Annotated in this window: 26 protein-coding genes and 1 tRNA gene; 9 read left to right on the forward strand and 18 right to left on the reverse strand. The window is 50.6% G+C overall.

What is annotated here, in order from left to right; genetic code table 11:
* Positions 1 to 142 precede the first annotated feature (142 nt).
* From DFER_RS19055 to DFER_RS19065, 3 genes are read right to left on the reverse strand one after another with little or no spacing between them, the layout of a single operon-like run.
* The gene (locus DFER_RS19055; protein ID WP_015813278.1) at positions 143 to 646 is read right to left on the reverse strand and encodes a hypothetical protein; all 504 of its coding nucleotides are present in this window, start codon (positions 644 to 646) and stop codon (positions 143 to 145) included.
* Positions 643 to 1485 (reverse strand): rod shape-determining protein MreC, encoded by an 843-nt coding sequence (gene mreC, locus DFER_RS19060; protein ID WP_015813279.1) that lies wholly within the window; start codon positions 1483 to 1485, stop codon positions 643 to 645. The genes DFER_RS19055 and mreC overlap by 4 nt, the downstream gene beginning before the upstream one ends.
* A 12-nt stretch (positions 1486 to 1497) precedes the next feature.
* Entirely contained in the window at positions 1498 to 2523 is a 1026-nt protein-coding gene (locus DFER_RS19065; protein ID WP_015813280.1) for a rod shape-determining protein, read from the reverse strand.
* 222 nt (positions 2524 to 2745) lie between these two features.
* Between DFER_RS19065 and DFER_RS19070 the strand changes: the two genes are divergently transcribed.
* From DFER_RS19070 to DFER_RS19080, 3 genes are read left to right on the forward strand one after another with little or no spacing between them, the layout of a single operon-like run.
* Entirely contained in the window at positions 2746 to 4248 is a 1503-nt protein-coding gene (locus tag DFER_RS19070) for a GH3 auxin-responsive promoter family protein (protein WP_015813281.1), read from the forward strand.
* 19 nt (positions 4249 to 4267) lie between these two features.
* Positions 4268 to 5428 (forward strand): 1-deoxy-D-xylulose-5-phosphate reductoisomerase, encoded by a 1161-nt coding sequence (locus tag DFER_RS19075; protein WP_015813282.1) that lies wholly within the window; start codon positions 4268 to 4270, stop codon positions 5426 to 5428.
* Between the two features lie 12 nt (positions 5429 to 5440).
* On the forward strand, positions 5441 to 5878 hold the full coding sequence (locus DFER_RS19080; RefSeq protein ID WP_229206048.1) for a hypothetical protein: 438 nt from the start codon (positions 5441 to 5443) through the stop codon (positions 5876 to 5878).
* A 24-nt stretch (positions 5879 to 5902) separates the two neighbouring features.
* Here DFER_RS19080 and DFER_RS19085 read toward each other — a convergent pair whose 3' ends face one another.
* The 5 genes from DFER_RS19085 to DFER_RS19105 form a co-directional block, all read right to left on the reverse strand.
* Positions 5903 to 6667: a glycosyltransferase family 2 protein gene (locus tag DFER_RS19085; protein ID WP_015813284.1), complete on the reverse strand. Its 765-nt coding sequence runs from the start codon at positions 6665 to 6667 to the stop codon at positions 5903 to 5905.
* 38 nt (positions 6668 to 6705) lie between these two features.
* A complete protein-coding gene (locus DFER_RS19090; protein ID WP_015813285.1) occupies positions 6706 to 7536 on the reverse strand; it encodes a glycosyltransferase family 2 protein in 831 nt (276 codons plus the stop codon).
* A 6-nt stretch (positions 7537 to 7542) separates the two neighbouring features.
* Entirely contained in the window at positions 7543 to 8361 is an 819-nt protein-coding gene (locus tag DFER_RS19095; RefSeq protein WP_015813286.1) for a phytanoyl-CoA dioxygenase family protein, read from the reverse strand.
* 96 nt (positions 8362 to 8457) lie between these two features.
* On the reverse strand, positions 8458 to 9393 hold the full coding sequence (locus DFER_RS19100) for a glycoside hydrolase family protein (protein WP_015813287.1): 936 nt from the start codon (positions 9391 to 9393) through the stop codon (positions 8458 to 8460).
* Positions 9394 to 9434: 41 nt separating this feature from the next.
* On the reverse strand, positions 9435 to 10316 hold the full coding sequence (locus DFER_RS19105) for a class I SAM-dependent methyltransferase (RefSeq protein WP_015813288.1): 882 nt from the start codon (positions 10314 to 10316) through the stop codon (positions 9435 to 9437).
* A 186-nt stretch (positions 10317 to 10502) separates the two neighbouring features.
* On the opposite strand from DFER_RS19105, the gene DFER_RS19110 reads away from it, so the two are divergent.
* Positions 10503 to 11696 carry a M20 metallopeptidase family protein gene (locus DFER_RS19110; protein ID WP_015813289.1) on the forward strand — a complete coding sequence of 398 codons (1194 nt, stop codon included), beginning with the start codon at positions 10503 to 10505 and terminating at the stop codon, positions 11694 to 11696.
* Here the strand turns inward: DFER_RS19110 and DFER_RS19115 are convergent.
* Both DFER_RS19115 and DFER_RS19120 read right to left on the reverse strand, forming a co-directional pair.
* Complete coding sequence (locus tag DFER_RS19115; RefSeq protein ID WP_015813290.1) at positions 11659 to 12420, reverse strand: polyprenol monophosphomannose synthase; 762 nt, start codon at positions 12418 to 12420, stop codon at positions 11659 to 11661. The genes DFER_RS19110 and DFER_RS19115 overlap by 38 nt on opposite strands.
* 55 nt (positions 12421 to 12475) lie before the next feature.
* Positions 12476 to 12835, reverse strand: a complete 360-nt coding sequence (locus DFER_RS19120; RefSeq protein ID WP_015813291.1) for a DUF4296 domain-containing protein — start codon at positions 12833 to 12835, stop codon at positions 12476 to 12478.
* A 75-nt stretch (positions 12836 to 12910) separates the two neighbouring features.
* Here DFER_RS19120 and DFER_RS19125 point away from each other — a divergent pair, with 75 nt between their 5' ends.
* The 4 genes from DFER_RS19125 to rnhB are packed head-to-tail and all read left to right on the forward strand — an operon-like array spanning position 12911 to position 16375.
* Positions 12911 to 13798, forward strand: coding sequence for a DUF58 domain-containing protein (locus DFER_RS19125; protein ID WP_015813292.1), 888 nt, complete (start codon positions 12911 to 12913; stop codon positions 13796 to 13798).
* Positions 13791 to 14717, forward strand: coding sequence for a hypothetical protein (locus DFER_RS19130; protein ID WP_015813293.1), 927 nt, complete (start codon positions 13791 to 13793; stop codon positions 14715 to 14717). Before DFER_RS19125 ends, DFER_RS19130 begins: the two co-directional genes overlap by 8 nt.
* A gap of 12 nt (positions 14718 to 14729) precedes the next feature.
* Positions 14730 to 15749, forward strand: a complete 1020-nt coding sequence (locus tag DFER_RS19135) for a VWA domain-containing protein (protein WP_015813294.1) — start codon at positions 14730 to 14732, stop codon at positions 15747 to 15749.
* The gene (gene rnhB, locus DFER_RS19140; RefSeq protein ID WP_015813295.1) at positions 15749 to 16375 is read left to right on the forward strand and encodes a ribonuclease HII; all 627 of its coding nucleotides are present in this window, start codon (positions 15749 to 15751) and stop codon (positions 16373 to 16375) included. Before DFER_RS19135 ends, rnhB begins: the two co-directional genes overlap by 1 nt.
* On the opposite strand, the gene DFER_RS19145 is transcribed toward rnhB, so the two are convergent.
* The 8 genes from DFER_RS19145 to DFER_RS19175 all read right to left on the reverse strand — a co-directional run bounded on the left by DFER_RS19145 (position 16336) and on the right by DFER_RS19175 (position 22267).
* Positions 16336 to 16869: a DUF2480 family protein gene (locus tag DFER_RS19145; RefSeq protein WP_015813296.1), complete on the reverse strand. Its 534-nt coding sequence runs from the start codon at positions 16867 to 16869 to the stop codon at positions 16336 to 16338. The two genes, rnhB and DFER_RS19145, sit on opposite strands and share 40 nt — an antisense overlap.
* A gap of 91 nt (positions 16870 to 16960) precedes the next feature.
* Entirely contained in the window at positions 16961 to 17656 is a 696-nt protein-coding gene (gene tsaB, locus DFER_RS19150; protein ID WP_015813297.1) for a tRNA (adenosine(37)-N6)-threonylcarbamoyltransferase complex dimerization subunit type 1 TsaB, read from the reverse strand.
* A gap of 42 nt (positions 17657 to 17698) precedes the next feature.
* Positions 17699 to 19351 carry a S41 family peptidase gene (locus DFER_RS19155; protein ID WP_015813298.1) on the reverse strand — a complete coding sequence of 551 codons (1653 nt, stop codon included), beginning with the start codon at positions 19349 to 19351 and terminating at the stop codon, positions 17699 to 17701.
* 6 nt (positions 19352 to 19357) lie between these two features.
* Entirely contained in the window at positions 19358 to 19774 is a 417-nt protein-coding gene (locus DFER_RS19160) for a ribonuclease P protein component (protein WP_041735301.1), read from the reverse strand.
* A gap of 97 nt (positions 19775 to 19871) precedes the next feature.
* Positions 19872 to 20030: a 50S ribosomal protein L34 gene (gene rpmH / locus DFER_RS29655; protein ID WP_015813300.1), complete on the reverse strand. Its 159-nt coding sequence runs from the start codon at positions 20028 to 20030 to the stop codon at positions 19872 to 19874.
* Positions 20031 to 20154: 124 nt separating this feature from the next.
* A complete protein-coding gene (locus DFER_RS19165) occupies positions 20155 to 21573 on the reverse strand; it encodes a hypothetical protein (RefSeq protein ID WP_015813301.1) in 1419 nt (472 codons plus the stop codon).
* A 123-nt stretch (positions 21574 to 21696) separates the two neighbouring features.
* Positions 21697 to 21921 carry a hypothetical protein gene (locus tag DFER_RS19170; protein WP_229206049.1) on the reverse strand — a complete coding sequence of 75 codons (225 nt, stop codon included), beginning with the start codon at positions 21919 to 21921 and terminating at the stop codon, positions 21697 to 21699.
* Positions 21922 to 22194: 273 nt separating this feature from the next.
* A tRNA-Met gene (locus DFER_RS19175) sits at positions 22195 to 22267 on the reverse strand.
* A gap of 108 nt (positions 22268 to 22375) precedes the next feature.
* Here DFER_RS19175 and DFER_RS19180 point away from each other — a divergent pair.
* Complete coding sequence (locus DFER_RS19180; protein ID WP_015813303.1) at positions 22376 to 24376, forward strand: LTA synthase family protein; 2001 nt, start codon at positions 22376 to 22378, stop codon at positions 24374 to 24376.
* Positions 24377 to 24380: the final 4 nt, after the last annotated feature.

Raw genomic sequence — 24380 nt, forward strand, 5'->3', positions numbered from 1 at the left:
TCCTAACTGCCCTTATTTCACGATAAAATTAAAAAGAGCCGGGATGGAAATACTGCCTCCCGAACGGTGCCGCCTCTATCGTTAATCTAATGTTACTACATCAAATTCCGAGCCAAAATGCTGGTTCGGTCAAAATGTCATGCTAACGTTTGGAGAACAGTTCCAGCAGAATGATGAGGATGGTTGTGAAGAGCGTGCTGGCACCGATGCGGATGAGTGTGTAAAGGATCATTCCAAAGTTGTTCATCTCCATCAGGAACAGCATGGAATGGTGCACGAGGATCAATGGGAATATATAAGAAACAAATGCGCCGAATCCCTGCGCCCGGATGCCTACCTCCGCCCGCTCGGCCCCCCGCGACTTCATCTGGTAATGGATCAGGAACGGCCTCAGGTAGGCGATCAGCACCGTGGCCGAGGCGTGCATGCCGAAGGTATTCGAGAATACATCGACGATAAAACCCACCGCAAACGCAATCAGAAGCGAATACATGCGGTCCATGTCTGCGGGCAGCAGCAAAATGGCTGCAATATAAATGAAGCTGAACGCATAGTTGAACAGCACGATATTCCGCATGAAGAAGATCTGCAAAAACAGGTAAAGCAGGATCATCAGGGAATATTGTATGGCCTCGCGTAAGCTCATTTCTTGGGTTCTATGGTTCTTAGTTTAAGGTTTTCCTGTTCTACAAGTTGGTGATTTTGTACCACATACACGTAAGACAGGTTCCGAAAGTCGGTTGCGAGGCGCAGGGTAATGTTATAGAACGTCTGGTTCGGGTTTACGGCCACGGTTTCAACCCTGCCTACCATGATGTTCGGCGGGAATACCGAGTTCTGGTCCGACGTCACCGCCGAATCGCCCTTGTAAACTTTGGTATACTTCGAAACGTCGATCATGTCGATCAGGTTTGGATCTTTTCCATCCCATTTGGCATAACCGATCTCCTTGCTCCGCACGAGCTTGGACGAAACCATGAAGTTCGAATGCAGGATGGACGTGATCACCGAATAATGCTCCGAGCAGAACCGCACTTTCCCTACCACACCCGTGGCCGAAATGACGCCCATCCCAGCCTTAATGCCGTGCGCCGTGCCCTTATCGATCGTGATGACGTTGTTGGCCTTGTTGGTTTCGTTGTCCACCACCTTCGCCACCGTGTACGTAAAACGCGCCGCAAAGGCCGAATCCGGCACATAGCCGGCCGGCGACTGGGCTGCGTTCGTCTGGCTCAGCCGGGCTACCTGCGCGTGTAAATGCGCGTTTTCGTTCGCAAGGTCGGCGTTGATCTCGTTCAGCTTCGTGTAATCCCGCACCGAGTTCGAAAACGCGAGCGTTTTGGCCACGTAGTAGTTCGAAGTATTGAAATAGGTAGCTCCCCAGTAGGTGTTGTTGCGCACGATCAGCCAAACGCTGAGCACTTCCAGCAACACAAAAACCAAAAAGAAACGATTCCGGACAACGAAATCAACGAGTTGGAGCATGGGTTAAATGTCCTACGAAATCAGTACAGGCTTGTATAGTTCGAGGTTTTTGAGGACTTCCCCGGTACCTTTTACAACGGCCTTCAACGGATCGTCGGCAATGTGAACTGGAAGCTTCGTTTTCTGGGCGATACGTCTGTCGAGGCCGTGGATCAATGCGCCGCCGCCTGTGAGGTAAATACCGTTTTTGAAAATATCCGCAGAAAGTTCAGGCGGGGAAATTTCAAGGGCTTTCATGACGCCCTCTTCTATTTTGGAGATGGATTTATCGAGTGAGTAAGCGATTTCGCTGTAAGTAACGCGGATTTCCTTTGGAATACCCGTCATCAAATCACGGCCGCGGATCTGGTAATCGTCCAATGGCACTTCCAATTCGGGAGACGCGGAGCCGATCGCCATTTTGATCAATTCGGCAGAGCGCTCACCGATGAGCAGGTTATGCTCGCGGCGCATGTAGTCGACAATGTCACGAGTGAAAACGTCGCCCGCAATGCGTACCGACTGCTCGCAGACGATACCCGACAATGCGATTACCGCGATTTCGGTGGTACCACCGCCGATGTCGACGATCATCACGCCGTTCGGCTGCGTAATGTCAATGCCGATCCCGATAGCGGCTGCGATGGGCTCGTGCACCATATATACTTCCTTCGCGCCCGCGTGCTCGCAGGAGTCTTTTACCGCACGTTTTTCTACCTCGGTAATTCCCGAAGGAATACAAACGACCATGCGGTGGGAAGGCGTGAAGAAGCGGCTGCCGGTATCGATCATTTTGATCATCCCGCGGATCATCATTTCAGCCGCCGTGAAGTCGGCGATCACCCCGTCTTTCAGCGGACGGATCGTTTTGATATTCTCGTTCGTCTTCTCGTGCATTTGCATTGCCGTGTGCCCGATCGCCAGTACTTTACCGGTGGTTTTATCCATGGCAATGATCGACGGCTCATCAACAACAACTGTATCTTTATGGATGATCAGAGTATTCGCGGTACCCAGATCGATCGCTATATCGCTCGTCAAAAAATCAAACAATCCCATATATAATGTTAAATACTTTTAGCCCACTTTGATTTCAGGATGGCAAAATTACAGATTATTAACCACAAACAAAGGCATTTAAAAAATTTCGGTATGCGGTATCCGAAGGCTGTAAAACTAGTTCCCAAAGCCTTTCCAGGCGCGTTTCCAACGGCGTTTTCGGACGCCTTTCCGACCGGTAAATCATGGAATTTGTAAATCCTGCGTACATTTGTTTTCACTATGGGAATCAGATCAATTTTGAGCAGGCCGCTGGCCCGTTACATTGTTAAGCAGCAACAGGAATGGATCGCGCGAAGTGTTGAGGTCCAGGAAAAATGGAGAGCGGAACTAGTTAGGAAGGCGGCCGGAACGCAGTTTGGAAAAGACCATTATTTCAAAGATATCCATAGCTATGCCGACTACAAGCAGGCCGTTCCGGTGAGCGATTATGAGGACCTGAAACCGTATGTCGAGAAAATAAAATCCGGGGAAAGTGATATTTTGTGGCCTGGCAAACCTTTGTATTTTGCCAAAACGTCAGGTACAACTTCCGGCACCAAGTACATTCCCATCTCCCGGGATTCCATTTCCAATCACATTGACTCGGCGCGTAATGCCATTTTGACGTATATTGAAGAGACGCAAAAGTCTGAATTTCTGGATAATAAGCTGATTTTCCTATCCGGCAGTCCGATACTGACAGATACCGGGGGAGTACTGACAGGACGCCTGTCAGGCATCTCCAACCACCACGTTCCCGCCTACCTGCGTTCCAACCAGCTCCCGAGCTACAACACGAATTGCATTGAAGATTGGGAAACGAAGCTGGATAAGATCATCGACGAAACCATCGACCAGCGCATGTCGCTCATTTCGGGCATTCCTCCCTGGGTACAAATGTACTTCGACCGCATTACCGAGCGGACGGGGAAGAAGATCAAAGACGTGTTCCCTGATTTCTCGCTGTTCATTTACGGCGGTGTCAACTTCGAGCCCTACCGCGCCAAGCTGTTCGAATCCATCGGCAAGCGCATTGATTCCATTGAATTATACCCCGCCTCGGAAGGCTTCCTGGCCTATCAGGATAAACAAAATGACGAAGGCCTCCTGCTTTTGCTCGATACGGGCATTTTCTTCGAATTTATTCCCGTTGAAAACTACTTCGACGAAAACCCGCGCCGATTATCCATCGGTGAAGTGGAAACGGGCAGGAATTACGCGGTGATCGTCAATAACAACGCGGGATTATGGGGTTACTCGCTGGGCGATACTGTCAAGTTTGTCTCGACAGACCCTTACAAAGTGCTCGTGACGGGCCGCATCAAGCATTTTATTTCCGCTTTCGGCGAACACGTGATCGGTGAGGAAATTGAAAAAGCATTGAAATACGCATTGGAACGCCATCGCGAAGTGGAAGTGGTGGAACTGACCGTGGCGCCGATGGTAAATTCGGCGGATGGCGGCCTTCCTTATCATGAATGGCTGGTGGAATTCGCTACGCCTCCGAATGACATGGAGCAATTTGCCAAAGACCTCGACCGCAGGCTCACCGAGCTGAACATTTATTACAAAGACCTCATCACGGGAAGCATTCTGCGCCGTCTCGAACTCACGCCGCTGCGCAAAAATTCCTTCATCGATTTTATGCGTGCCAATGGGAAGCTCGGCGGCCAGAACAAGGTCCCGCGCCTGTCCAACGACCGCAAAATAGCCGACGAGCTGACGCGCCTGAACCAAAGTTGAACCTAACTGTGAGAATGCAATGAAAAAAAGAGTAGCCATTTTAGGTTCGACCGGGTCCATCGGCACCCAGGCCCTCGAAGTGATCGCGGCCCATCCTGACATTTTCTCCGTTTCGGTGCTCACCGCCGGCGGCAATGCGGATTTGCTCATTGAGCAGGCCGTCAAATTCAAGCCGGAGGAAGTGGTGATTTGCAACGAAGCACATTACGAAAGGGTAAAAGCTGCCCTTTTTCCATTCAATATCAAAGTGTACAGCAGCGCCTCTGCGCTGGTTTCGGTGGTAGAATCGGATCATGTGGATGTGGTACTGACGGCCATGGTAGGCTATGCCGGCCTCTTGCCGACCATTCACGCCATTAAAGCCGGAAAGGACATTGCACTAGCCAATAAAGAAACGCTCGTAGTGGCCGGTGAGCTGATCACGGCATTGGCGAAGCAGTATAATGTGCGTATTTATCCCGTTGATTCCGAGCATTCGGCCATATTCCAATGCCTTGCGGGCGAGCAGGACAATGCGATCGAGAAAATTATATTAACCGCTTCCGGCGGTCCGTTCCGCGGCAAGGACCGTGCTTTTCTCGCCAATGTAACGAAAGCGCAGGCGCTCAAACACCCGAATTGGAGCATGGGCGCCAAGATCACGATCGATTCGGCGACATTGATGAACAAGGGTTTGGAAGTAATCGAGGCGAAATGGCTGTTTGATCTGAATGCTTCGCAAATAGATGTCGTCGTTCACCCGCAGAGCATCGTGCATTCGCTGGTACAGTTCGAAGATGGGAGCATCAAGGCCCAAATGGGCCTGCCTGATATGAAATTGCCCATTCAATATGCATTGTACTACCCGCAACGCCTGAAATCCGACTTCCCGCGGTTCAATTTCATCGATTACCCGTCGCTCACCTTCGAGCAGCCCGATTTGGAAACATTCCGCAACCTCGCCATCGCCTATGAGGCCCTTGAAAAAGGCGGAAATGCCGCTTGTATCGTCAATGCAGCCAATGAAATTGCCGTTGACGCATTCCTGCACGACAAGATTGGTTTTCTGGATATTTCGGACGTTATTGTCGAGAGCCTGGCCAAAATCGCCTTCATCGGGAATCCTTCGATCGAGGATTACGTTCAGACGAACGAGGCAACCAGGCGTTATGCTTCCGAAATGATTCAGGTCAAAGTTTAAATGAAAACCACCTTGCTAAAATACTTGTCCGTTGCGCTTGCGAGTACATTGAAATTCTTCGGAGGGCCTATTGCAGGGGTTGTGTTGAAACTAACCTGGTGGGAAACCGCCCTCTGCTCGGCGGTAGGGATGATGTTTACGGTGTTTGTGCTCACCTACCTGGGTGGTGCGATCCGCAACCTCATTCAAAAAAAGCGCAAATCTCCCCCCAAAAGATTCACCAGAACCAACCGCATTGCCGTCAATATCTGGCGTAAATTCGGGATTGTCGGCATCGCATTCCTTACGCCGCCGTTGTTCACGCCGCTTTTCGGGCCTATTCTGGCCGTAGCATTCCGCGTGCCTAAAGCGTCGATCTTCATGTGGATGTCGGCCAGTGCGCTCGTGTGGGGATTGGCGATCTCCTACATTGCGCACAAGATGACGTTTATCCAGGAGTGGATTAAGTAAGTTGTATTGGTTGATTAATCCGTATTACCGGCTTACTTCCTTCTTTGGCGCGGTGGTTTTCTTCATAAAATCACCTTGTGAGAAGTACTTTTCAATAAGGCAATACATCAATATAAAAAAGTACCGGCTGCCCATTTCCTTGATTTTCAGCTTCGATTCGCCGTATTTCCGGTTGGTCCAGCTATTGGGTACCACGGCGTAGTTGTAGCCGCGCACCATCGCTTTCAGAGGAAGTTCAATTGTCAGATTGAAGTGAGGCGCCAAAAACGGCTTGATACCCTCGATCGTTTCACGCTTGTAAAGCTTGAATGCATTGGTAGTATCATTGTATTTAATGCCCATTACAAAGCGTACAATGGCATTCGCCACGCGGTTGATCACCTTTTTCAATGCCGGATAGTCGATCACCTTGCCGCCTTTTTCCCACCGTGAGCCGAAAACGCAGTCGTAATCGCCTTCCAGCATTTTGTGATAAAACTTCACAAGGTCCTCGGGATCATCGGACATATCGGCCATGAAAACGGCCACGCAATCGCCTTTGAAGCGCTCCAACCCGTAACGCACCGCGTAGCCGAAGCCGTTCGGGCCGGGATTGGTGTAATAAACGAGGGTAGGGATTTGAAGGGAAAGTTCGTCCAGCACGCGCAATGTCCCATCCTTCGAATTGTCGTTGGTGACGCAGATTTCGTGGGGGATATTGTACTTATTTAATGTATTATGTAATGATACGAGCGTGTGTGTGATCGATTCTTCTTCGTTATATGCTGGTATTACGACGCTTAGCTTCATAAATGTATTTCGTGTTAAACAGTACAAATTAAAGATTATTAATTCGAACTGCCAATTTTTTCAAGGCTGGCAAGAAGCTCGTCGTAGCGTTGCAGGGTCTTGCCGACCGTCGCGTCATAGCGCCCGCCCAGCCATTCGCCCACATTCGTGAACATCTCCTTTCTGTTTTGTAAAAATTTCAAATTCGTGTGTGCGTGTACATGGCTCAGCCCCGCGCTATGTTTGCGGTAAACGCCCATTACCTCATTTAAATACCCGATTTTGCCCTTCGCAGCCAGCTGGAACATGATCGCCCAGTCACCCGCAGCCGCTTTGGCGTGCCATTCGGCAAAGTCTTCGGTGAGGAAATGATTGCGGTAAACCCAGCTGGCCGTAGCCATAAACCATCGGTCTTCGAGCAGATCTTCAATGGTAGAAACCGCCTTCTGGTCGGCTGCATTGAAGAAATGTGAGGGAGAGCCATCTTCGTAAATAACTTCCATATTATGATGGCAAACCGCGAAATCGGGATTCGCATCCAGGAAATCGACCTGCTTTTGAAGTTTCAATGGATCGGTCCAGTAATCGTCGCCTTCGCACATCGCTACATATTCTCCTTTGCAGGCTTTCAGCAATTGCAGCACATTGTTGCGCCCTGCAAACTCCCGCGGCTCTTTCGGCCCCTGGTTTTCAGAATGCAAAAAAGCCCGGATTACGCCAGGCCTTTTTGCATCATATTCACGGATAATGTCCGGCGTCGCGTCCGCAGAAGCATCATCCCCGATCACAATTTCAAACTCAAAGTTGGTCTGCTGCATGAATGCGCCATCCAGCATTTGGCCTATGTATTGCTCGTGGTTGTACGTCGGGACGCAAACGGAAAGTTTCATTGAATTTCAGCTAAAAACCTCTTTCAGCTGCTCTACCGTCGGGAAATCCGGGGTTACGAGCTCTGTTTCGGGTTTGTAAATGTACGCCATCGGGTAGCCGCGCTCGATGAAGGTAGGTTCGTCGAGGTTGTTGTAGCGGAGCTGCACCGACCAGCGGATGTTGTTCGTGATGTTGTTCCCCGACTGGTGGATCAGGAATGCCGAGAAGATGAGGATGTCACCCACCCGGAATTCCGTTTGGACGAAATCTTCATCCTTTAACTCAACCGTAATACCTCCCTGATAACCGGAAGTGGACGAAGCCTGCAAGCCGATCTTGTGGCTGCCCGGGATCACCTGCAATGCGCCGATGTCCGCGCCGGCATCCACCATCGGGAACCAGATCACGGCGCTGTCGAGCGAGCCCTGGCCGGTGCGCCAGTCCTGGTGCGCGTCCAGTTTCCAGTGCTTGCTGCCGTCTTTGGACAAAAAGCGGCTGTTGAACTGCATCGCTGCCCGTGCACCGATAATGGGCGCCGAAAGGCCTACGTCTTTCAACAAGTTTTCAATAACCGGGTCCACACCCAGGCGGTGCAGCGAGAATGAATGCTGGACCGTTTTGCCGGTACTTACAAATCCATCGAAATCCTTTTCGAAGAACTCGAACATTGCGTTTTCGAAAGTGTCCTTGTCGTCGATATCGACGGTTTTGCCCGTTACGCGCTTGATCTGCGTCGCGAAAATCTGGCGGGCTTCGGTGTATATTTTGTTAATGACGTCCTTGTCGAGGTAGTTTCTCAAAAGGACATAACCATCGCGGTTGAACAGCTCCTGAAGTGTACTCATTGTGCGATCACGTTTGTGACATTTAATGGTGATTTCTTCAAAATTATCTCGCCATTGTTGCTGAGGATATGACTGGCCTCAGTTTGATTCAGAATATTAATCTTCCCAAACCGCGTAACCAAATCCCGCCGCACCGAAGCCATTACCATTATAAAGCAGGTAACGCTTGCCGTTGTGCTGGTAGAAATTGGCGTAATCGATCATTTCGTAGTCGAAATCTTCCGGGTTGTCGGATTTCGCGATGCCTACCAAATGGTCTTTGCGCTCCCAGGTGGTACCGTCGGCCGACTCGGCGTAGCCCAGGCGATAGCTCTGGTTGCGGTCGGTGCGGTAGTCGCGGGAGTGGCGGTAGGAGTAGTACATTTTGTAAATATGATCTTCCTTAAACACGCTCGGACGGCCTACTGCATGCAGGAAATCGTCGAAATCCAATGTCGGAATGTCGCTGATTTCCCAGTGGATGCCGTCTTTGGAAGTCGCAGATTGTGCGCGGTAGTAAGGCTCGGGGTAATCGTGGATCATCTCGCATTTGTGGCCCGAAATGTACCACATCCGCCAGGTGCCGTCGTCGTCGATGAGCACCGAAGGCTGCGCGGCCCATAGCGGGTTCTGGATGCTGCGGTCCATAATGGGCCCGCGGAACATCTTTTTGAACGTCAATCCACCATCCTGGCTTACCGAGAGTCCCATTGACAGGCGGTAGGAATTGTGCGTGCGGTTCCAGCCGGTGTAATACAGCCAGATGTCGCCATTCGGGCGGTCTACAAACCAGGCTGGCATTGCGCCGGTTTCGTCGTATTCACCCGGTCCGCCGAGTTCGAGCACGGGCTTGTCGTGTATGTAAAGGATCTTTTTGGGATCGTCGTAATCCACGTCGATGAACGTCGGCCGCGATTGCGTGCTGTTATCCCGCGTCGAGAAATAGATCCTCAGAAAATCCTTGTGTTTATAGGCAAATGGCACCTGCGCGTGGCTCTGGCTGTGGGCCAGTGAACCATCAGGTTTATAAATAACTCCTTTTTTAACCCACATTGGAAACGTTGATTATTGGTATTGAAAAATGGCGTAAATGCTTAGTCGACTGCTTTTTCAGCACGCAGGCGCCAGTTATCAACGAAATCTTTGCCCGGGATCGGCAGATCGATGTCCACTTCCGGTGCTTTGGCCGTTACGCGGTATTCCATTACATAAAATGCATTGCCGAACACATAATGCAGCTTGAAGTTCTCGATATTGGCCGGAACATCTTCCAGCGGCACTTCGGCGCGGAACAACGGGTTCGCTTTCAGCAAAGTAGCATAAGTAGGGGTGTTCCGCAGCCACGGGGCCACGCTTTCATCGCCTACCACCACTTTTCCGCCCGGTTTCACTACGCGGGTCAGTTCGTCGAATGCGCGTTTGCGCTCCGAGAAGGTGTTAATGCCGCCGAAATGGAACACGGCGTCGAAAGTATCGTCCGGGAAAGGCAGGTAAGAGCCGTTTCCAAGGAAGTAATGCACGTTCAGATCGTCGGTAACGAGTTTTTCCTGCGCCAGTTTCAGCATGTTAGGCGAGAGATCCGACAATACGGCTGTGCCGCCGGGCCTTACCTTATCGAGAATCAATGCAGAATCTTTACCGGTTCCGGCGCCTACTTCGAGGGCTTTCATGCCCGGTTTCAGCTCCATCAGGTCGATGAAAAAGCGGCGGGTAGCAGCTTCGTCGGAATGGTTCAGGGTTTCGAAAACCCAGGAAACGCCTTTGTCGTAGCGAAGGAAAGCCTGGTCGTACAGGTATTGTTCGCGGGCATCTTCCGGCAGCAATTCTTTGGGATACAGCATATTGACAATGCCGGTGTCACCCACTTCATAGACGGTGCCGTCTTCGCTTTTGAGAGATTTGCCGTCTTCGGCTATGGTTAAAGGGGTTCCTGTGATTGGGCAAACCAGTGATTCTAAAAACTCCTGTTGATTCATTTTTGCGTGTCTGATTGATTCATATCCGGTCAAAATTACCCTTTTTCTTGGTAACACCAGCCAATGCAGCCGGCGTTCTTAGCAAATGGGCGATGTGTTTTTCTGTTGCATGGTAACGATACCGCACCATTTTTTTATTATTACCTTTGAATGTTTTGTAAAGACAACCCGTAGTACTTCAATATCATGTCCCAGCTTCAGGAAAAAATCAAAGCGCTTGCCAAGGATCAGTCGCAAGACATCATTGCCCACCGCCGCCATTTGCACAGCAACCCCGAGTTATCATTTGAAGAGTTCAAAACGGCGAAATACGTTGCATCCGAACTCACGGCAATTGGCCTGCAACCCGAAGAAGGCATTGCCGGAACGGGCGTGTTAGCGATTATCGAAGGGCGCAATCCGGGCAAGAAAATCGTTGGCTTGCGCGCCGATATGGACGCATTGCCGATCCTCGAAGCGAATGATGTTCCTTATAAATCAACCGTTCCGGGCGTGATGCACGCTTGCGGGCACGATGTGCACACATCGTCGCTCCTGGGTACGGCGCGCATCCTGCACACACTGCGGGAGGAATTCGAAGGGACAATCAAATTAGTATTCCAACCGGCTGAGGAAAAAGCACCGGGAGGCGCATCGCTGATGATCAAGGAAGGTGTTTTGGAAAACCCAAGGCCGGCCAGCATGGTAGGCCAGCACGTGGCGCCGAATATTCCGGTCGGTAAAATCGGTTTCCGCGAGGGCATGTACATGGCCAGCACGGATGAATTGTATTTGACTGTTAAAGGCAAAGGCGGCCACGCCGCTGCACCGCATCAGCTGGTAGATCCTGTATTAATGGCTTCCCACATTATCGTCGCATTGCAGCAGATCATCAGCCGCAACCGCAATCCGGCCAATCCATCCGTACTTTCCTTCGGCCGTTTCATTGCCGATGGGGTCACGAATGTTATTCCAAACGAAGTGACCATTCAGGGAACGTGGCGTTGTATGGATGAAGAATGGCGGGAGGACGGCCTGCGCCGCATGAAGAAAATGGCCGAAAGCATTGCCGAGGGAATGGGCGGAAGCTGCGAGTTTGAAATTGTAAAAGGTTATCCATTCCTGAAAAACCACCCCGAACTGACCCGCCGCACACGCACGGCCGCGGTAGGTTACATGGGTGCCGAAAACGTGATCGATCTCGACCTCTGGATGGCCGGCGAAGACTTCGCATTCTACTCACAAGTGGTGGATTCATGCTTCTACCGCCTCGGAACGCGCAATGAGGCACGCGGAATTATCTCCGGCGTGCACACACCTACATTCGATATCGACGAAAGCGCACTCGAAATTTCGACCGGCCTTATGAGCTGGCTGGCAATTTCTGAGTTGAATGCTTAGGGATATACCTTTTGAAATAACTGTTGATTTTCAACGTGATCACACCAAAGATGGCTTCCTTGAAAATGCCTTTCGACATTTTTGAGGCGCCTTTGGTGCGGTCGGTGAAGATGATGGGCACCTCGGTAATGCTGAAACCGTATTTCCACGAGTTGAATTTCATCTCGATCTGGAATGCATAACCGATAAACCGGATGTTGTCGAGGTTGATCGTGTTCAGCACTTTGGCCGTGTAGCAAATGAAGCCGGCCGTAGGGTCCATGATCGGCATGCCGGTGATCATTCGCACGTAATAGCCTGCGAAATAGGACATCAATACCCGGTTGATCGGCCAGTTCACCACATTTACACCGGTAATGTAGCGCGAACCAACCGCTACATCGTGGCCTTCGTTGGCGCACGCATTGTAAAGACGCACAAGGTCTTCGGGCGGATGCGAGAAGTCGGCATCCATTTCAAAAATATAATTATAGCCTTTTTCGAGCGCCCATTTGAAGCCGTGGATGTACGCAGTACCCAGGCCGAGTTTTCCCTTTCTTTCAACCAGATGAAGCCCCGGATATTCTTTCATGAGGTCTTTCACAACTCCTGCGGTGCCGTCCGGCGACCCGTCGTCTATGATCAACAGATCAAACGGATGGCTCAGGCTAAAAACCTTCCGGATGATGGCTTCCACATTTTCAAGTTCGTTGTAGGTAGGGATAACTACAATGCAATCGTTCACAGAAATTGTCCAGTTTAGAAGTTAAATGCGTAGTATAGAGTGCAATACAAAAATTTCAGAACTTAATATTATTATTTTTCTCCCGTTCCTCAATCTTCTTATTCACTTTTTCGTAAATGGTGGTCATGCGCTCGGGCCGGCTCATGTAATAAGAGTAGCTTTCACGGTATGCCGTTGTATCAACCTTATGTTTTTTGTAAATATCAATTTTCAAGCGGTTGAAAATCATGAGCGAAGAGTCGAGCGATTTCAGCTGCAAACGGTTCACGCGCGACTCGGCCAGGTGAATGTCGGTCAGAATGGCCGCCATTTTCTCCTCCGGTAACGTGCCTTTGGGCGGCTTTTCCTCCTCGGAGCAGGACGAAAGCAGCAGGGTAAAGAGCACCGAAAGGGTTATACCAGTCGTGAATTTCATGGGCTTACTATCAAAATACCTATCTTTGTTTTAGGTACACCAGACGACAAAGGTGGTGATTTTTTTGCAAAACTTATGTTTGAGCAGTTTCTGGGAAAGTTAAGGAAGTATGAAATCCGGATGCGGAAAGCAGTGACCAGCGAGCGTCACGGCAATTTCCATTCGGTATTCAAAGGGTCCGGCCTGGAATTCGACGATCTGCGCTTGTACCAGTACGGCGACGACGTGCGGGCGATCGACTGGAACACTTCTGCGAAAGGCCACGGCACGTTTGTCAAGATTTTCAAAGAGGACAAGGAGCAGACGGCCTTCTTCATGCTCGATGTGAGCGCGTCCCAGCAGGTAGGGGAGATCAAAAAGCTCAAAATCGATATTGCGAAAGAGATTTGCGGCGTGCTTACGCTTTCGGCTATTCAGGAGGCGAGCCGCGTGGGGTTACTCTGTTTTTCGGACAAAACGGAGCGCTATATCCGCCCGTCCGACGGCATGAAGCACGGTTATGGCCTTATTTCGGAGTTTTACAAGCTCGTTCCGGAATCTACCAAAACCAACATTGCCGAAGCCATTCTCGTGGCATTGAATGTGCTTCGCCGCCGCAGCCTCATTTTCCTCATCTCCGATTTTATCGACAACAATTACCAGCATAACCTCAAAGCACTGGCCCGCAAGCACGACCTGATCGTGATCCATTTGTACGACTCGCGTGAAGTGAATTTGCCCGGATTGGGCATTATCCCGCTCTATGACGCGGAAAAGAAGACGACCGTTTGGGTCAATACTTCTTCGAGACAATACCGCGAGGAAATGGCCAACCGCTTCGGTAAACGCAGCGCCGAGCTCCAACGGCTCTGCCACCAGAACCGCGCCGACTATATTTCCATCAATACCCAGGAAGATTACGTGCCGGCCCTGATCCACATGTTCAAAGTAAGGCGTTATACCAAAAGTACGGCCAATGGCTAGGGTTTTTCAGGCAATCTTTTCGGTGATCATCGGTCTTTTGCTTTGTTTTTCAGGCATAGCGAGAGATGCGCGTCAGCAGCGTATGAAACCGAAAGGCATTTTTCTGAACGACAGCGTGGAGGTCGGTAAGCCGGTTTACTTCTCACTAAGCGTACGCCACAGCCCCGAAGCAGACATTTTCTTTCCCGACAGTACCTTCGATTTCTCACCGTTCGAACTCGTCGCCCAGCGCACATTCGTGTCCAGCACCGACGCCCGCGGCACGCTCGACAGCGCGGTTTACCACCTCATTTCGTTTGACGTTTCCAAAGTACAGAAGCTCCGGTTACCTGTTTTTGTATTCCAAAAAAAGGATTGCACAGCCGTTTACACCGCGCCCGACTCGGTTTTACTCATTAAAAGCAATAACATTGACATTCGTAAAAAGCCGGTATTGAAAGAAGAAACACGCCTGGTGCCGCTGAGCAGCGAATTCAATTTTTCGATGCTGATCGGCTCGGTTGCGTTGATTATCGGCGTTGTTGGAAGCATTTACTGGGTTTTCGGGCGGGATATTTACAAGCAGTGGCAGCTGCTCAAATTGCAGCGCCGGCATCTCGAATACGTGCGTTCGTTCAACCGCCTCATGCGCAGCGCGCGAGAGAAGCACAACATTAAAGACGCCGAAAAGGCCATTATCATTTGGAAAAACTACCTCGAAAGGCTGGAAAAAAAGCCTTTTGCGACTTACACCACCCGCGAGATCATCGATAACATGCCCGACGACGCCCTGGCCGACGCATTGAAAAACATGGACAGCATCGTGTACGGGCAAAGCCGGTCGGGGAATATGGATCAATACCTGGAAGTGCTCAAAACGGGCGCTACCCGCCTGTACAGGGCCAAAAGGAAGTTTGTACTCGACAGCCCCGTCGCATAACCCGAGCATTGAATGGAGAATTGGTTTTCACTGGAATGGTTCGGGTACAACACGCTGCGGTCGTATGAATGGGTTTATCCCTATTTCTTCTATTTGCTGCCGCTCGTGCCGTTTTTATTTTGGCTCAGAAATGCATTGCATCGCAAGCACAAGCAGCGGCTTACGATCACTTACACGTCGGTAACCGGTTTCCGCAGCTGGCTTACATTGTTGCGATTTGTGCAGCCGATATGCGTCGGCCTGGCCATTTGCCTCATTTTGCTTGCATTGGCTCGGCCGCAGGTCGTTTCGGAGCGGAAAGACCGGTTTTCCGAAGGCATCGACATCATGCTGCTGCTCGACATTTCCGATTCGATGATCGAGAAAGACCTGAGCCCGAACCGCCTGGAAGCCGCGAAACGAATGGCCCGGCAGTTTATCAAAGGCCGCTTGCAGGACCGCATCGGGCTGATCGTATTTGCAGGAGAAGCGGTATCACTTTGCCCGCTCACGACTGATTATGAATTACTATACGGTTTTCTTGATGAGGTAACGCCCAGCCTCATTCCCACGCCCGGCACGGCCATCGGCAGTGCGTTGGCCGTGGCGGTAAACCGCATGCGCGACACGGCGGGCGAAAGTAAAGTGGCGATCCTGATCAGTGATGGCGATAACACGTCCGGCAACCTCGGCCCCACCACCTCCGCGCAGCTTGCCAATGCATTCGGGGTGAAAGTGTATACGATCTCGGTCGGAAAGCCGAAAAGCGCCTCAAAAGCCGACACCACGGCAAGCGCGGGGGCGTTAATGGACGAAGGAGAGCTGCAAAATATTGCGGGAATCGGGAATGGGAAGTATTTTCGTGCTACCGATAATACGGCGCTGGAATCGGTTTTCAAACAGATCGACCAGCTCGAAAAAGTGAAATCACGCGATGTGCTGTCGCGCGATGTGAAAGATTACTACCGCGTTTACCTTTATTGGGCGGTTACATTGCTGCTGGTGGCGATTGGGACGAAGAGTACATTTATGGCCAATATTCTGGAAGATTAATGCTGAAAGCTTATTATAATATCGATGCTATCGAGGCGGGGTTGGATGAAGTGGGGAGAGGCTGCCTGGCCGGGCCGGTGGTGGCTGCGGCCGTGATATTGCCGCGCGATTATAAGCATTCATTCCTCAACGATTCCAAGCAGCTCACCAAAGCGCAGCGTTTGGAACTGGAAAAAGAAATCATCCGCGAGTCCGTTTGCTGGGCCGTAGCCGAGGTCGATAACCTGGAAATAGACCGCATTAATATTCTCAAAGCCAGTTTTTTGGCCATGCACCGGGCGGTGGACAAGCTCCGAGTGCGCCCCGAGCATCTGCTCGTCGACGGTAACCGCTTTACACCTTACCCGATGATCCCGCACACCTGCATTATCAAGGGCGACGCGCATTATTTGTCGATTGCGGCGGCTTCGGTTTTAGCAAAAAATTACCGGGACGAGCTGATGAGCAACCTGTCCCGGCAATTCCCGCACTACGGCTGGGAGCAAAATGTGGGGTATCCGACCATCCACCACCGCAAAGCGATCGTGTTGCACGGGCCGTGTTCGTACCACCGGATGACTTTCAAACTGATTAAATCCGAAGAAGATCAGACGGTTGAAGAAACGGAAGATTTGGGCTTTTTATAGAGCGGCACCGTACTGCAAGGCTCTCCGAACATGAGGCTCTGCACAACGGGTTTCAGCAATTTGCTCACCGCTACATACGCTGAAACAGGCACTTCCACCTTACTGCAACCTTTTACTACCACGCGTTTTCCGGCAAATTCCTCTGCATTCAACTTAGCGATAGCGTCGGCGAAAAGCTTGTCTTCCAATGCATTCAAATCACCGAATACAAATGCATTCGCGTAAGGTTCTAAATGCACCGCGAGAAGCATGTAGGCCCAGGTAGGTACAATGGCGTCTTCCGAGCAGATGATCGCCACGTTTTTTCCCTGGTATTGCGCCCAGTCGTGGGTTTTCAGGAAGTCGCGGAAATCCTTCTCCCGCAGGATCATGCCCTGCCAGAGGTTGTCTTTGATATCGTAAACAATGCGTTCGCCGGGATGGTAAAGTTCTTCCAAATCCAGCGAGATAATGCCGCTGGTGGCTACCCGGTTTACTATTTCGTCGGTTTCCATGCTAAAAATACTGTTACAAAAAGGCTAACAACAAAATGCGGGCGATTGTTTGAAAATCAGTCAATGTTTGGCAAAATGACTAAATCGCCGGTTACTGAACCAGTGTGCTGGCCTTCCGCTGCGCGGGCGACATAAAGTCTTTCAGATAGTAGGGCTCAAATGTCGCCACATCCTCAAACTGGGCATTCTGAAATGCCAATGCACCCAGCTGGCCCACTGTTTTGGCAGAAGGTTTAATGTCAGCTTCCGGAAAAACCGCATTCGCGTGCTGCCCGAACAATGGCTTGCATTTAGCCGCGCCATCACCGAAGAACACGACCTGATTGGTCGCCAGCAGGTTTTCAAATGAGTTTTCAGTCAAAATCACCGCCTGCGTTTCCTGCACAAATGCATTGTTTTCATCCAGCACCGCAGCATATACTTCCATCCGCCGCGCGTCGATCATCGGGCAAAACAAGTGGCCAGGGTAGAAAGGGGCCAGCTGCAAAGCCATAGCCTGCAATGTATTAACGGCAATCAGCGGCTTATCCAGCGCATAGCATAAGCCTTTCGCCGTGGACACGCCCACGCGCAGGCCGGTATACGAGCCCGGGCCCTTGGCAACAACTACTGCGTCGATGTCCGAGAGTTCAAACCCCGCGTGCGAGATGCTGTCGCGCATGAGCGACGTGAGCATGGCGGACGAGGATTTGTCGGTAAAAAGATCGTAAGCTGCCAGCAGGCCGGTGTCGCTGTGGACGGCCACCGAGCATCCGCGGATCGAGGTGTCGATACTTAATAGAAGCATATAAAAGCAAAAAGCCCGCCGCGAGCGACGGGCCGGATGGTATTATTTCTTTTTCAAAATGTGGCCGTAACGGGCCGGGTCCTTGAATAGTGCCAGCGCCGCTTTCACTTCGGGATCTTCGTCGAAAGAAGCCTCGCGCATGCCTTTTTCCAGGTAATAATGCTTGATGATCTCTTCTTCGAGGATCTTTTTGATCTCCGGTTTGAAGATTTGCAGATCGTTATCCTTGCTGTGTGATAGTTTGGATTTCAATGCTTTCAATTGGTCCTCAATTACTTCCAGCGATTTTTCCTTTTTGGCCGAGGCTTCCAGGTCTTTCAGATCGCGCTCGACCTGGGTGGTGTAATCGTATTCCTTATCGCCCAGCCATTTGGTAAATGCGGCATAATCGGCGTCGCTCAGCTGGAATTCCTTCGCGGGCTTGATCGTCGGATGCTCAAAATGGTACTTCACTGCGTAGTCGAAGAACAGCCGGTTGCGGCCCAGCGAAACGGCCAGCGGCGAGTAGCTTTCTTTTTCAGTAATAATATCAGGCAAAATACCACCGCCATCGAATACGACTCGCCCATTTTTGGTCTTGAATTCGGTCATCAGCGAATCGGGAATTTTGCCCACGCTGCCGTCGTCGTTGCGGTGGCTGTAATCAATCGCCTGGATGCACCGGCCGCTTGGGATGTAGTATTTGGCGGTGGTGATCTTCATTTTAGTATTGAAAGAAAGGTCGCGTGTGGTTTGCACAAGGCCTTTTCCGTAAGTCCGCTGGCCGATCAGCACGCCGCGGTCGTAATCCTGGATCACGCCCGAAACGATTTCGGCGGCCGAGGCGCTGCGGTTATTGGTCAAAACCACCACAGGGATCTCCGTATCGAGTGCCGGGTTGTAAGCGGTGTAAGTCTTGTTCCATTCGCTCACTTTTCCTTTGGTCGAAACCACTTCTTCGCCCTTTGGAATGAATATATTCGAAATTTCGATCGCCATATTCAGCAAGCCGCCGGGGTTATCGCGCAGGTCGAGCACGACGGATTTCATGCCTTTGCCCTTCAACTCCTGGAATGCATTGCGCACTTCGCGGGAAGCGCTGGCGGTGAAATCTTTCAGGTCGATGTAGCCTACTTCCTCGTTCAGCATGCCGTAGTACGGCACATTAGTTACCTTTACGATGTCGCGGTTCAATGTAATTTCAAGCGGCTTGGTGTTGCCGTAGCGCTTCACAGTGAGCTTCACGGCTGTTTGAGTCTGGCCTTTGAGCAGTTTCCCGGTGTCGAAATCCTCGCGGGTGGAAAGGTCGATGTCGTTGATTTTCGTGATTTCGTCGCCCAGCTGCAATCCTGCTTTCTGAGCGGGGGTATCTTCATACACCATCATCACGGTGTGCTTGCCGTCCGCGGAGTTGACCATCGCGCCAATCCCGTTGTACTTGCCGGTGGTCATGGTCATGTAGTCCTCAATGTCGTCCTCGGCATAATATACCGTGTACGGGTCGAGGGACCGGAGCATGTTGTCGATGCTCGTTTTGATGAGCAGGTTGGGGTTAATCTCATCCACATAATACGCATTCAATTCCTTGAAAAGCGTGGCATAGATGTCCAGATTCCGCGCGATTTCAAACAGGCGGTCGTCCTGACGGAACGAAACGAATGCAAGCCCGCCCACAACCGGAGCTGCCAGCAAAATGGAACGAAGATACTTTTTCATCTATGTTCAGGAATTGGATTGTTCTTTGAGAAAGGCGGGCGGCAGCTTTTCAAGCTTTTTGAGCGACTGCTTCATGGCCGTTTCAATAACGTCATACGAGGTTATTTCTTTTGCAAGATACAAAAAAGCAATGTAGGAAGGGCGCGTTTCGGCGGGTAATGCGGCGAGCGCGGATTTGTGCAGGCGATAGGCCTCACGACAGCGGCGGCGGATCAGATTGCGGTCGACCGCTTTCTTGAAATGCCTTTTGGAAATGGAAAACAGGACTTGCGGAAGGGGTGGGGGCGACTGCTGATCGTAAATGTACAGCAGCCTGAATGGATAGAGGTAGAACGTTTGAACCTCCGGGCTGCCTTTTTTGAATAGCTTGCCGATAATGCGGAGGTTGCACAACCGCTCGTCCTTACCAAATGTCTGTTTCAAGTTCTTGTAGAAAAAAATGTCTGATAAGTTTGTGGTTATCAAACTTATCAGACTATAGAAGACTCAGGCGTCCTCTACTCAAACCTTCAAGCGCAGATTATTGCTTGTGACGTTTTTCGTCAGAAACAGTCAGTTTCCAACGGCCTTTTTTGCGACGGCCGGCAACAACTTTGCGTCCGTTTGCCGTTGACATTCTCTCACGGAATCCGTGCTTGTTTCTCCTCTTGCGATTCGATGGTTGAAAGGTACGTTTCATCTCAGTATCAAATTATTGCGATATAAATCTCTGTCTACCCGTAATTTTGGCTTGCAAAGGTAGATAAAAAAATTAATCAAGTCAAAATTTCTGTATTTTTTTCAGAAATAGTCTGTCGGCGAGCCTATTTATAGAAAAACTTCTTCTTGAAAAACCACTCCGCACAGCCGTTATTGACCTCCACCGAAGCCCATGCCGGATCGGTTTCGTCGTTTACGATCACGATCGTGTAGGGAACGTTTTGCAGTTTGGGCACATACACCTGGTCTTCCTTCGTGTTCAGCACCAACGCCGTACGCTCATGCATTTCCTGGTTGAAACGCGCCGCACGGCCCGTGAGCAAATCCGACCATGCCGAACGGTAATTGAAGTTGCCTGCAAAGAGGAAGAAGAAATACAAGCCGACGATCCATGCCACCGCGGGACCTTGCTCGACAGGCTGCATATATCCCTTTTTCAACACCCAGAATGTAAGCACAAACACATTGAACGTCCATCCGATAAGCGTCCAGAACGTGATCACACATTGTCCGCGCAGGTTTGGCGGCTCGGCAATGGACCAGTAGGAGGGGAAATAGCTCAGGTAAAGGCAACCTGCGAAAATCAGTATCGAAAGCGCCGGATGCACGTTGAAGAATTTGAAATCGTTTTCGCCCTTGTATTTAAATAGCCGGCTGGCGATCGGGATCAGTACCAGGGCCAGCACGCACAAGGCCGGCGCCATTTTGGAAAAATTATGGATTTGCCACGCCAGACTGTTTTTAATGGAAAACATCAGGTCGTACTTCAACGGTGTGGGATACAGCCCCGACTCCGCCCGCGCGCCATTGCCGGGAGCGGTAACCGACAGCACCCCGAAAATCAATGCTACTGCACTTAAAATCAGGAATTGAACTTTGAGCTTCCGCTCGATCACACTGCTGAAAAAGAACAACGCGCCGGAAAGGGCAGCCAGCCACACGAGCGTGTATTCGTTCATGCCTACGAGCAGGATAATGCCCAATGCGAGCACGACGATGTTTCGCATCGTGAGCGCCGAATAGTTTTTGAACAAGTAGGCAAGCAGGTACAGCGTGCCGATGTCCGCCACGGTGTAGTAGTAGCCGGTATACCAGTAAAAATAGCCCGATACCACCGGCAGCTCAGCGATCAGCACGAACACCAGCAGGAATGCGAGCAGCCAGGTTTGCCATCTGGGCAGCTTTCCGGCGGTGAGTGCGCCGGCAAATTTCAGGGATGCGTGTACGTATAAGAGTATCAGCACAATGGGCGCGAGCTTGTAGCCTACGTAGGAGTCGTATGCGAGCGGCTGCGTGGCCGAGATGAGCGTGCCGATATACCGGCCCGACCATGTTTTCCAGTAATGCACCTGGTAGCCCCAGTAACCCATCTCTTTCACCGCCAAAGTATGGCAGTAATCGTCGGTGGTGGGGAATGCAAAAAATGAAACCGCTACAAATGGAAACAGGATGACAAAGAATGCCAGCAGAAGCAGTTTGAACTTGTTGTCGGGATTTTTGAACCAGGAGAAGTAATGTGTCATATGTTGTTACCCTTGTGAAAGAAGTATCCAAACATAAGACATTTATTTTAAACGGGCGTGCTGAAATGCCCATCTGTGAGGTTGCGGGCACAACAAGCGCACTCGCAACCAGCCTGCCAATGGCTAGGCCGACATCAGGTTATAGGCCGAATAGTTCTTCGTAAATGACTCGCGCACGTCCTCCACCTGGTGCGTCAGTAGCCAGGTACGGAACCGGATCGCATCATCGGTTTCGTGGTGAACAATGAGCCCGCCCGAGAGGAGCAGTGTGAAAGTCTTGTGTGTCTGCAAAAAGCGGCGAATTTGTGCCGCGCTATGTTCGAAGCCGGAGAAATAGGTATTAGTCATAGTCATATCTACATGGCAGCATGAATAAATCAACGGCAAGATACAACATTGTAGGTGTTGTTGTATAAAATTGTAGAATAAATTTACTATTTACTCTTAAATTTTTCAAAGATAACGTGAAACGTGTAAAATAATATGTCACCGATAGCAAATAAAATTTACGCATCGGCTGTTTGGGCGAGCAGCAGGAGCTTGAAATGAAAGTATGAGAGAGGCAAGGGCCGGGGGAGAAAACGAAAAAGCCACCTTCTTTCGAAAGTGGCTTTGGCCTTGTAGCGGGAGCTGGACTCGAACCAGCGACCTTTGGGTTATGAGCCCAACGAGCTACCAACTGCTCCATCCCGCGGTGTCGTTGAATTGGAGTGCAAACATACGACAAATGTTTTACAGAAAACAACTATTTTTGTGAAAACTTTTCAAAAAAGTTTCCCTCTAACAAACTGACATCAATTTTATGAGTTCATACACAGGCGCTTCCGGTTTCGGATGGCGCATTCATCAGGTGCTGCTGATCAGGCTGCTCGGCGTCATGATTTTGTTCAGCATTTGCCGGATTCTCTTCTACTTGTTCAACCAATCGTTTTTTCCGGAGGTAAATCTGGCCCTGGCGCCCCGGCTGTTTCTCGGAGGTGTGCGGTTCGACCTTGTGGCGGTGCTCTACACCAATATCCTTTACGTTTTCCTGACGCTCATTCCGGTAACCTTCAAATACAGGCCGGCATTTCAAACGTTTCTGGATTACCTGTTCATCATCACCAACAGCATTGCCCTGCTGGCCAATTGCGCGGATTTTATCTACTACCGTTTCACCATCAAACGGAGCACGTGGTCGGTTTTGCAGGAATTTTCGCATGAAAACAACATGCATAAGCTCTTTGGCGGGTTCATTGTAAACTATTGGTATGTGGTGCTGGTGTGGATCATGCTCGTGGCGCTGGTGGTGTACATCACACGCCGCTGGCGCGTGAGTACCAGGCCCGCCCGTCCGGTCTGGCAGATATTTCTCGTGCACAGTGTATTGATGACCGTTTCGGTGTTTCTTTTCATCGGCGGGGTAAAAGGCGGCTTCCGGCACAGTACCCGGCCGATCACACTCAGTAATGCAGGCGAGTACGTGGATAAGCCCAAGGAGATGTTTATCGTACTGAACACGCCGTTCTGCATTTTCAAAACTTTGAAACGCTCGGATTACCAGCGGGCGGATTATTTCAGATCTGAGCAGGAAATGAATGACGTTTATTCACCCATTCACACGCCTGAGCCGGACGCGCCTGCATTTCGTCCGAAAAACGTGGTGATCCTGATCTGGGAAAGTTTTGGGAAGGAAATGGTAGGGACTTACAATAAAGATTTGGAAAATGGCACCTACAAGGGCTACACGCCATTTATCGACTCGCTGATGCCCCATAGCAAGGTGTTCTGGTATTCGTTTGCAAATGGCGCGAAGTCCATCGAAGCGATTCCGTCGGTACTTACGAGCATTCCGGGTATTCTGGAACCCTTCATTCTGACACGCTATACCGACAATAAACTGCCCAGCCTGCCCGAAATGCTGCAAGGCAAAGGCTACCATACCTCCTTTTTCCACGGGGCACCCAACGGATCGATGGGTTTCAAGGCATTCACGAACCTGATCGGCATTAAAGATTATTATGGCAAAACGGAATACAACAACGATGCCGATTACGACGGCATCTGGGGCATTTGGGACGAGGAATTCATGAAATTCTGGGGCAGAAAGCTCGATACATTCCAGGAGCCGTTTATGAGCACGCTGTTCACGGTGTCGTCGCACGACCCGTACAAGGTGCCGGCGCGCTACCGGGGCAAATTTCCGAAAGGCCCGCTGCCGATCTACGAAACGATGGGTTATACCGACAATGCATTGCGCCGTTTCTTCGATTCCGTGAAGGATAAGCCATGGTTTAAAAACACCTTGTTCGTTATCACGGCAGATCACGCCGCCACATTTGCGCATTATCCCAAATACCAGACCTCGGTCGGAAACTTCTCCATCCCCATCATTTTCTATGCGCCGGGCGACGCCTCGCCGGGCGAGGTGCCGACAGGAGAAGAACCGAAAGTGGAAGTTCTAATGAAAGGCGTCGACAGCACGCGCCTCGTGCAGCAAATCGACATTATGCCTTCCATTTTGGGGTATCTGCATTACGACAAACCCTATTTTGGTTTCGGGAAAAACGTTTTCGGGAACCCTCCGATCAACTTCGCTGTCAACTATGACGGGGTCTATCAATGGTTCAATGGGCCATATGTTTTGCAATTTGATGGCCGGAAAACCGTAGGTTTGTATAAATATCAGGAAGACAAGCTCTTGAAAAATAACCTTGCAGGCCGTATTCCCGAGGTTCAGGGGCCTATGGAATTGCAGGTGAAGGCATTTATCCAGCAATATTCCAACCGGATGCTGGACGACAAGCTGACGGTAACACCTTAGGTGC

It is taken from the genome of Dyadobacter fermentans DSM 18053, from assembly GCF_000023125.1.
GTDB classification, from domain to species: Bacteria; Bacteroidota; Bacteroidia; order Cytophagales; family Spirosomataceae; genus Dyadobacter; species Dyadobacter fermentans.

Coding starts and splice junctions, on each gene's coding strand:
- DFER_RS19055 (WP_015813278.1), bottom strand. CDS start 646: ATGAGCTTACGCGAGGCCATACAATATTCCCTGATGATCCTGCTTTAC.
- mreC (WP_015813279.1), bottom strand. CDS start 1,485: ATGCTCCAACTCGTTGATTTCGTTGTCCGGAATCGTTTCTTTTTGGTT.
- DFER_RS19065 (WP_015813280.1), bottom strand. CDS start 2,523: ATGGGATTGTTTGATTTTTTGACGAGCGATATAGCGATCGATCTGGGT.
- DFER_RS19070 (WP_015813281.1), top strand. CDS start 2,746: ATGGGAATCAGATCAATTTTGAGCAGGCCGCTGGCCCGTTACATTGTT.
- DFER_RS19075 (WP_015813282.1), top strand. CDS start 4,268: ATGAAAAAAAGAGTAGCCATTTTAGGTTCGACCGGGTCCATCGGCACC.
- DFER_RS19085 (WP_015813284.1), bottom strand. CDS start 6,667: ATGAAGCTAAGCGTCGTAATACCAGCATATAACGAAGAAGAATCGATC.
- DFER_RS19090 (WP_015813285.1), bottom strand. CDS start 7,536: ATGAAACTTTCCGTTTGCGTCCCGACGTACAACCACGAGCAATACATA.
- DFER_RS19095 (WP_015813286.1), bottom strand. CDS start 8,361: ATGAGTACACTTCAGGAGCTGTTCAACCGCGATGGTTATGTCCTTTTG.
- DFER_RS19100 (WP_015813287.1), bottom strand. CDS start 9,393: ATGTGGGTTAAAAAAGGAGTTATTTATAAACCTGATGGTTCACTGGCC.
- DFER_RS19105 (WP_015813288.1), bottom strand. CDS start 10,316: ATGAATCAACAGGAGTTTTTAGAATCACTGGTTTGCCCAATCACAGGA.
- DFER_RS19110 (WP_015813289.1), top strand. CDS start 10,503: ATGTCCCAGCTTCAGGAAAAAATCAAAGCGCTTGCCAAGGATCAGTCG.
- DFER_RS19120 (WP_015813291.1), bottom strand. CDS start 12,835: ATGAAATTCACGACTGGTATAACCCTTTCGGTGCTCTTTACCCTGCTG.
- DFER_RS19125 (WP_015813292.1), top strand. CDS start 12,911: ATGTTTGAGCAGTTTCTGGGAAAGTTAAGGAAGTATGAAATCCGGATG.
- DFER_RS19130 (WP_015813293.1), top strand. CDS start 13,791: ATGGCTAGGGTTTTTCAGGCAATCTTTTCGGTGATCATCGGTCTTTTG.
- DFER_RS19135 (WP_015813294.1), top strand. CDS start 14,730: ATGGAGAATTGGTTTTCACTGGAATGGTTCGGGTACAACACGCTGCGG.
- rnhB (WP_015813295.1), top strand. CDS start 15,749: ATGCTGAAAGCTTATTATAATATCGATGCTATCGAGGCGGGGTTGGAT.
- DFER_RS19145 (WP_015813296.1), bottom strand. CDS start 16,869: ATGGAAACCGACGAAATAGTAAACCGGGTAGCCACCAGCGGCATTATC.
- tsaB (WP_015813297.1), bottom strand. CDS start 17,656: ATGCTTCTATTAAGTATCGACACCTCGATCCGCGGATGCTCGGTGGCC.
- DFER_RS19155 (WP_015813298.1), bottom strand. CDS start 19,351: ATGAAAAAGTATCTTCGTTCCATTTTGCTGGCAGCTCCGGTTGTGGGC.
- rpmH (WP_015813300.1), bottom strand. CDS start 20,030: ATGAAACGTACCTTTCAACCATCGAATCGCAAGAGGAGAAACAAGCAC.
- DFER_RS19165 (WP_015813301.1), bottom strand. CDS start 21,573: ATGACACATTACTTCTCCTGGTTCAAAAATCCCGACAACAAGTTCAAA.
- DFER_RS19170 (WP_229206049.1), bottom strand. CDS start 21,921: ATGACTAATACCTATTTCTCCGGCTTCGAACATAGCGCGGCACAAATT.
- DFER_RS19180 (WP_015813303.1), top strand. CDS start 22,376: ATGAGTTCATACACAGGCGCTTCCGGTTTCGGATGGCGCATTCATCAG.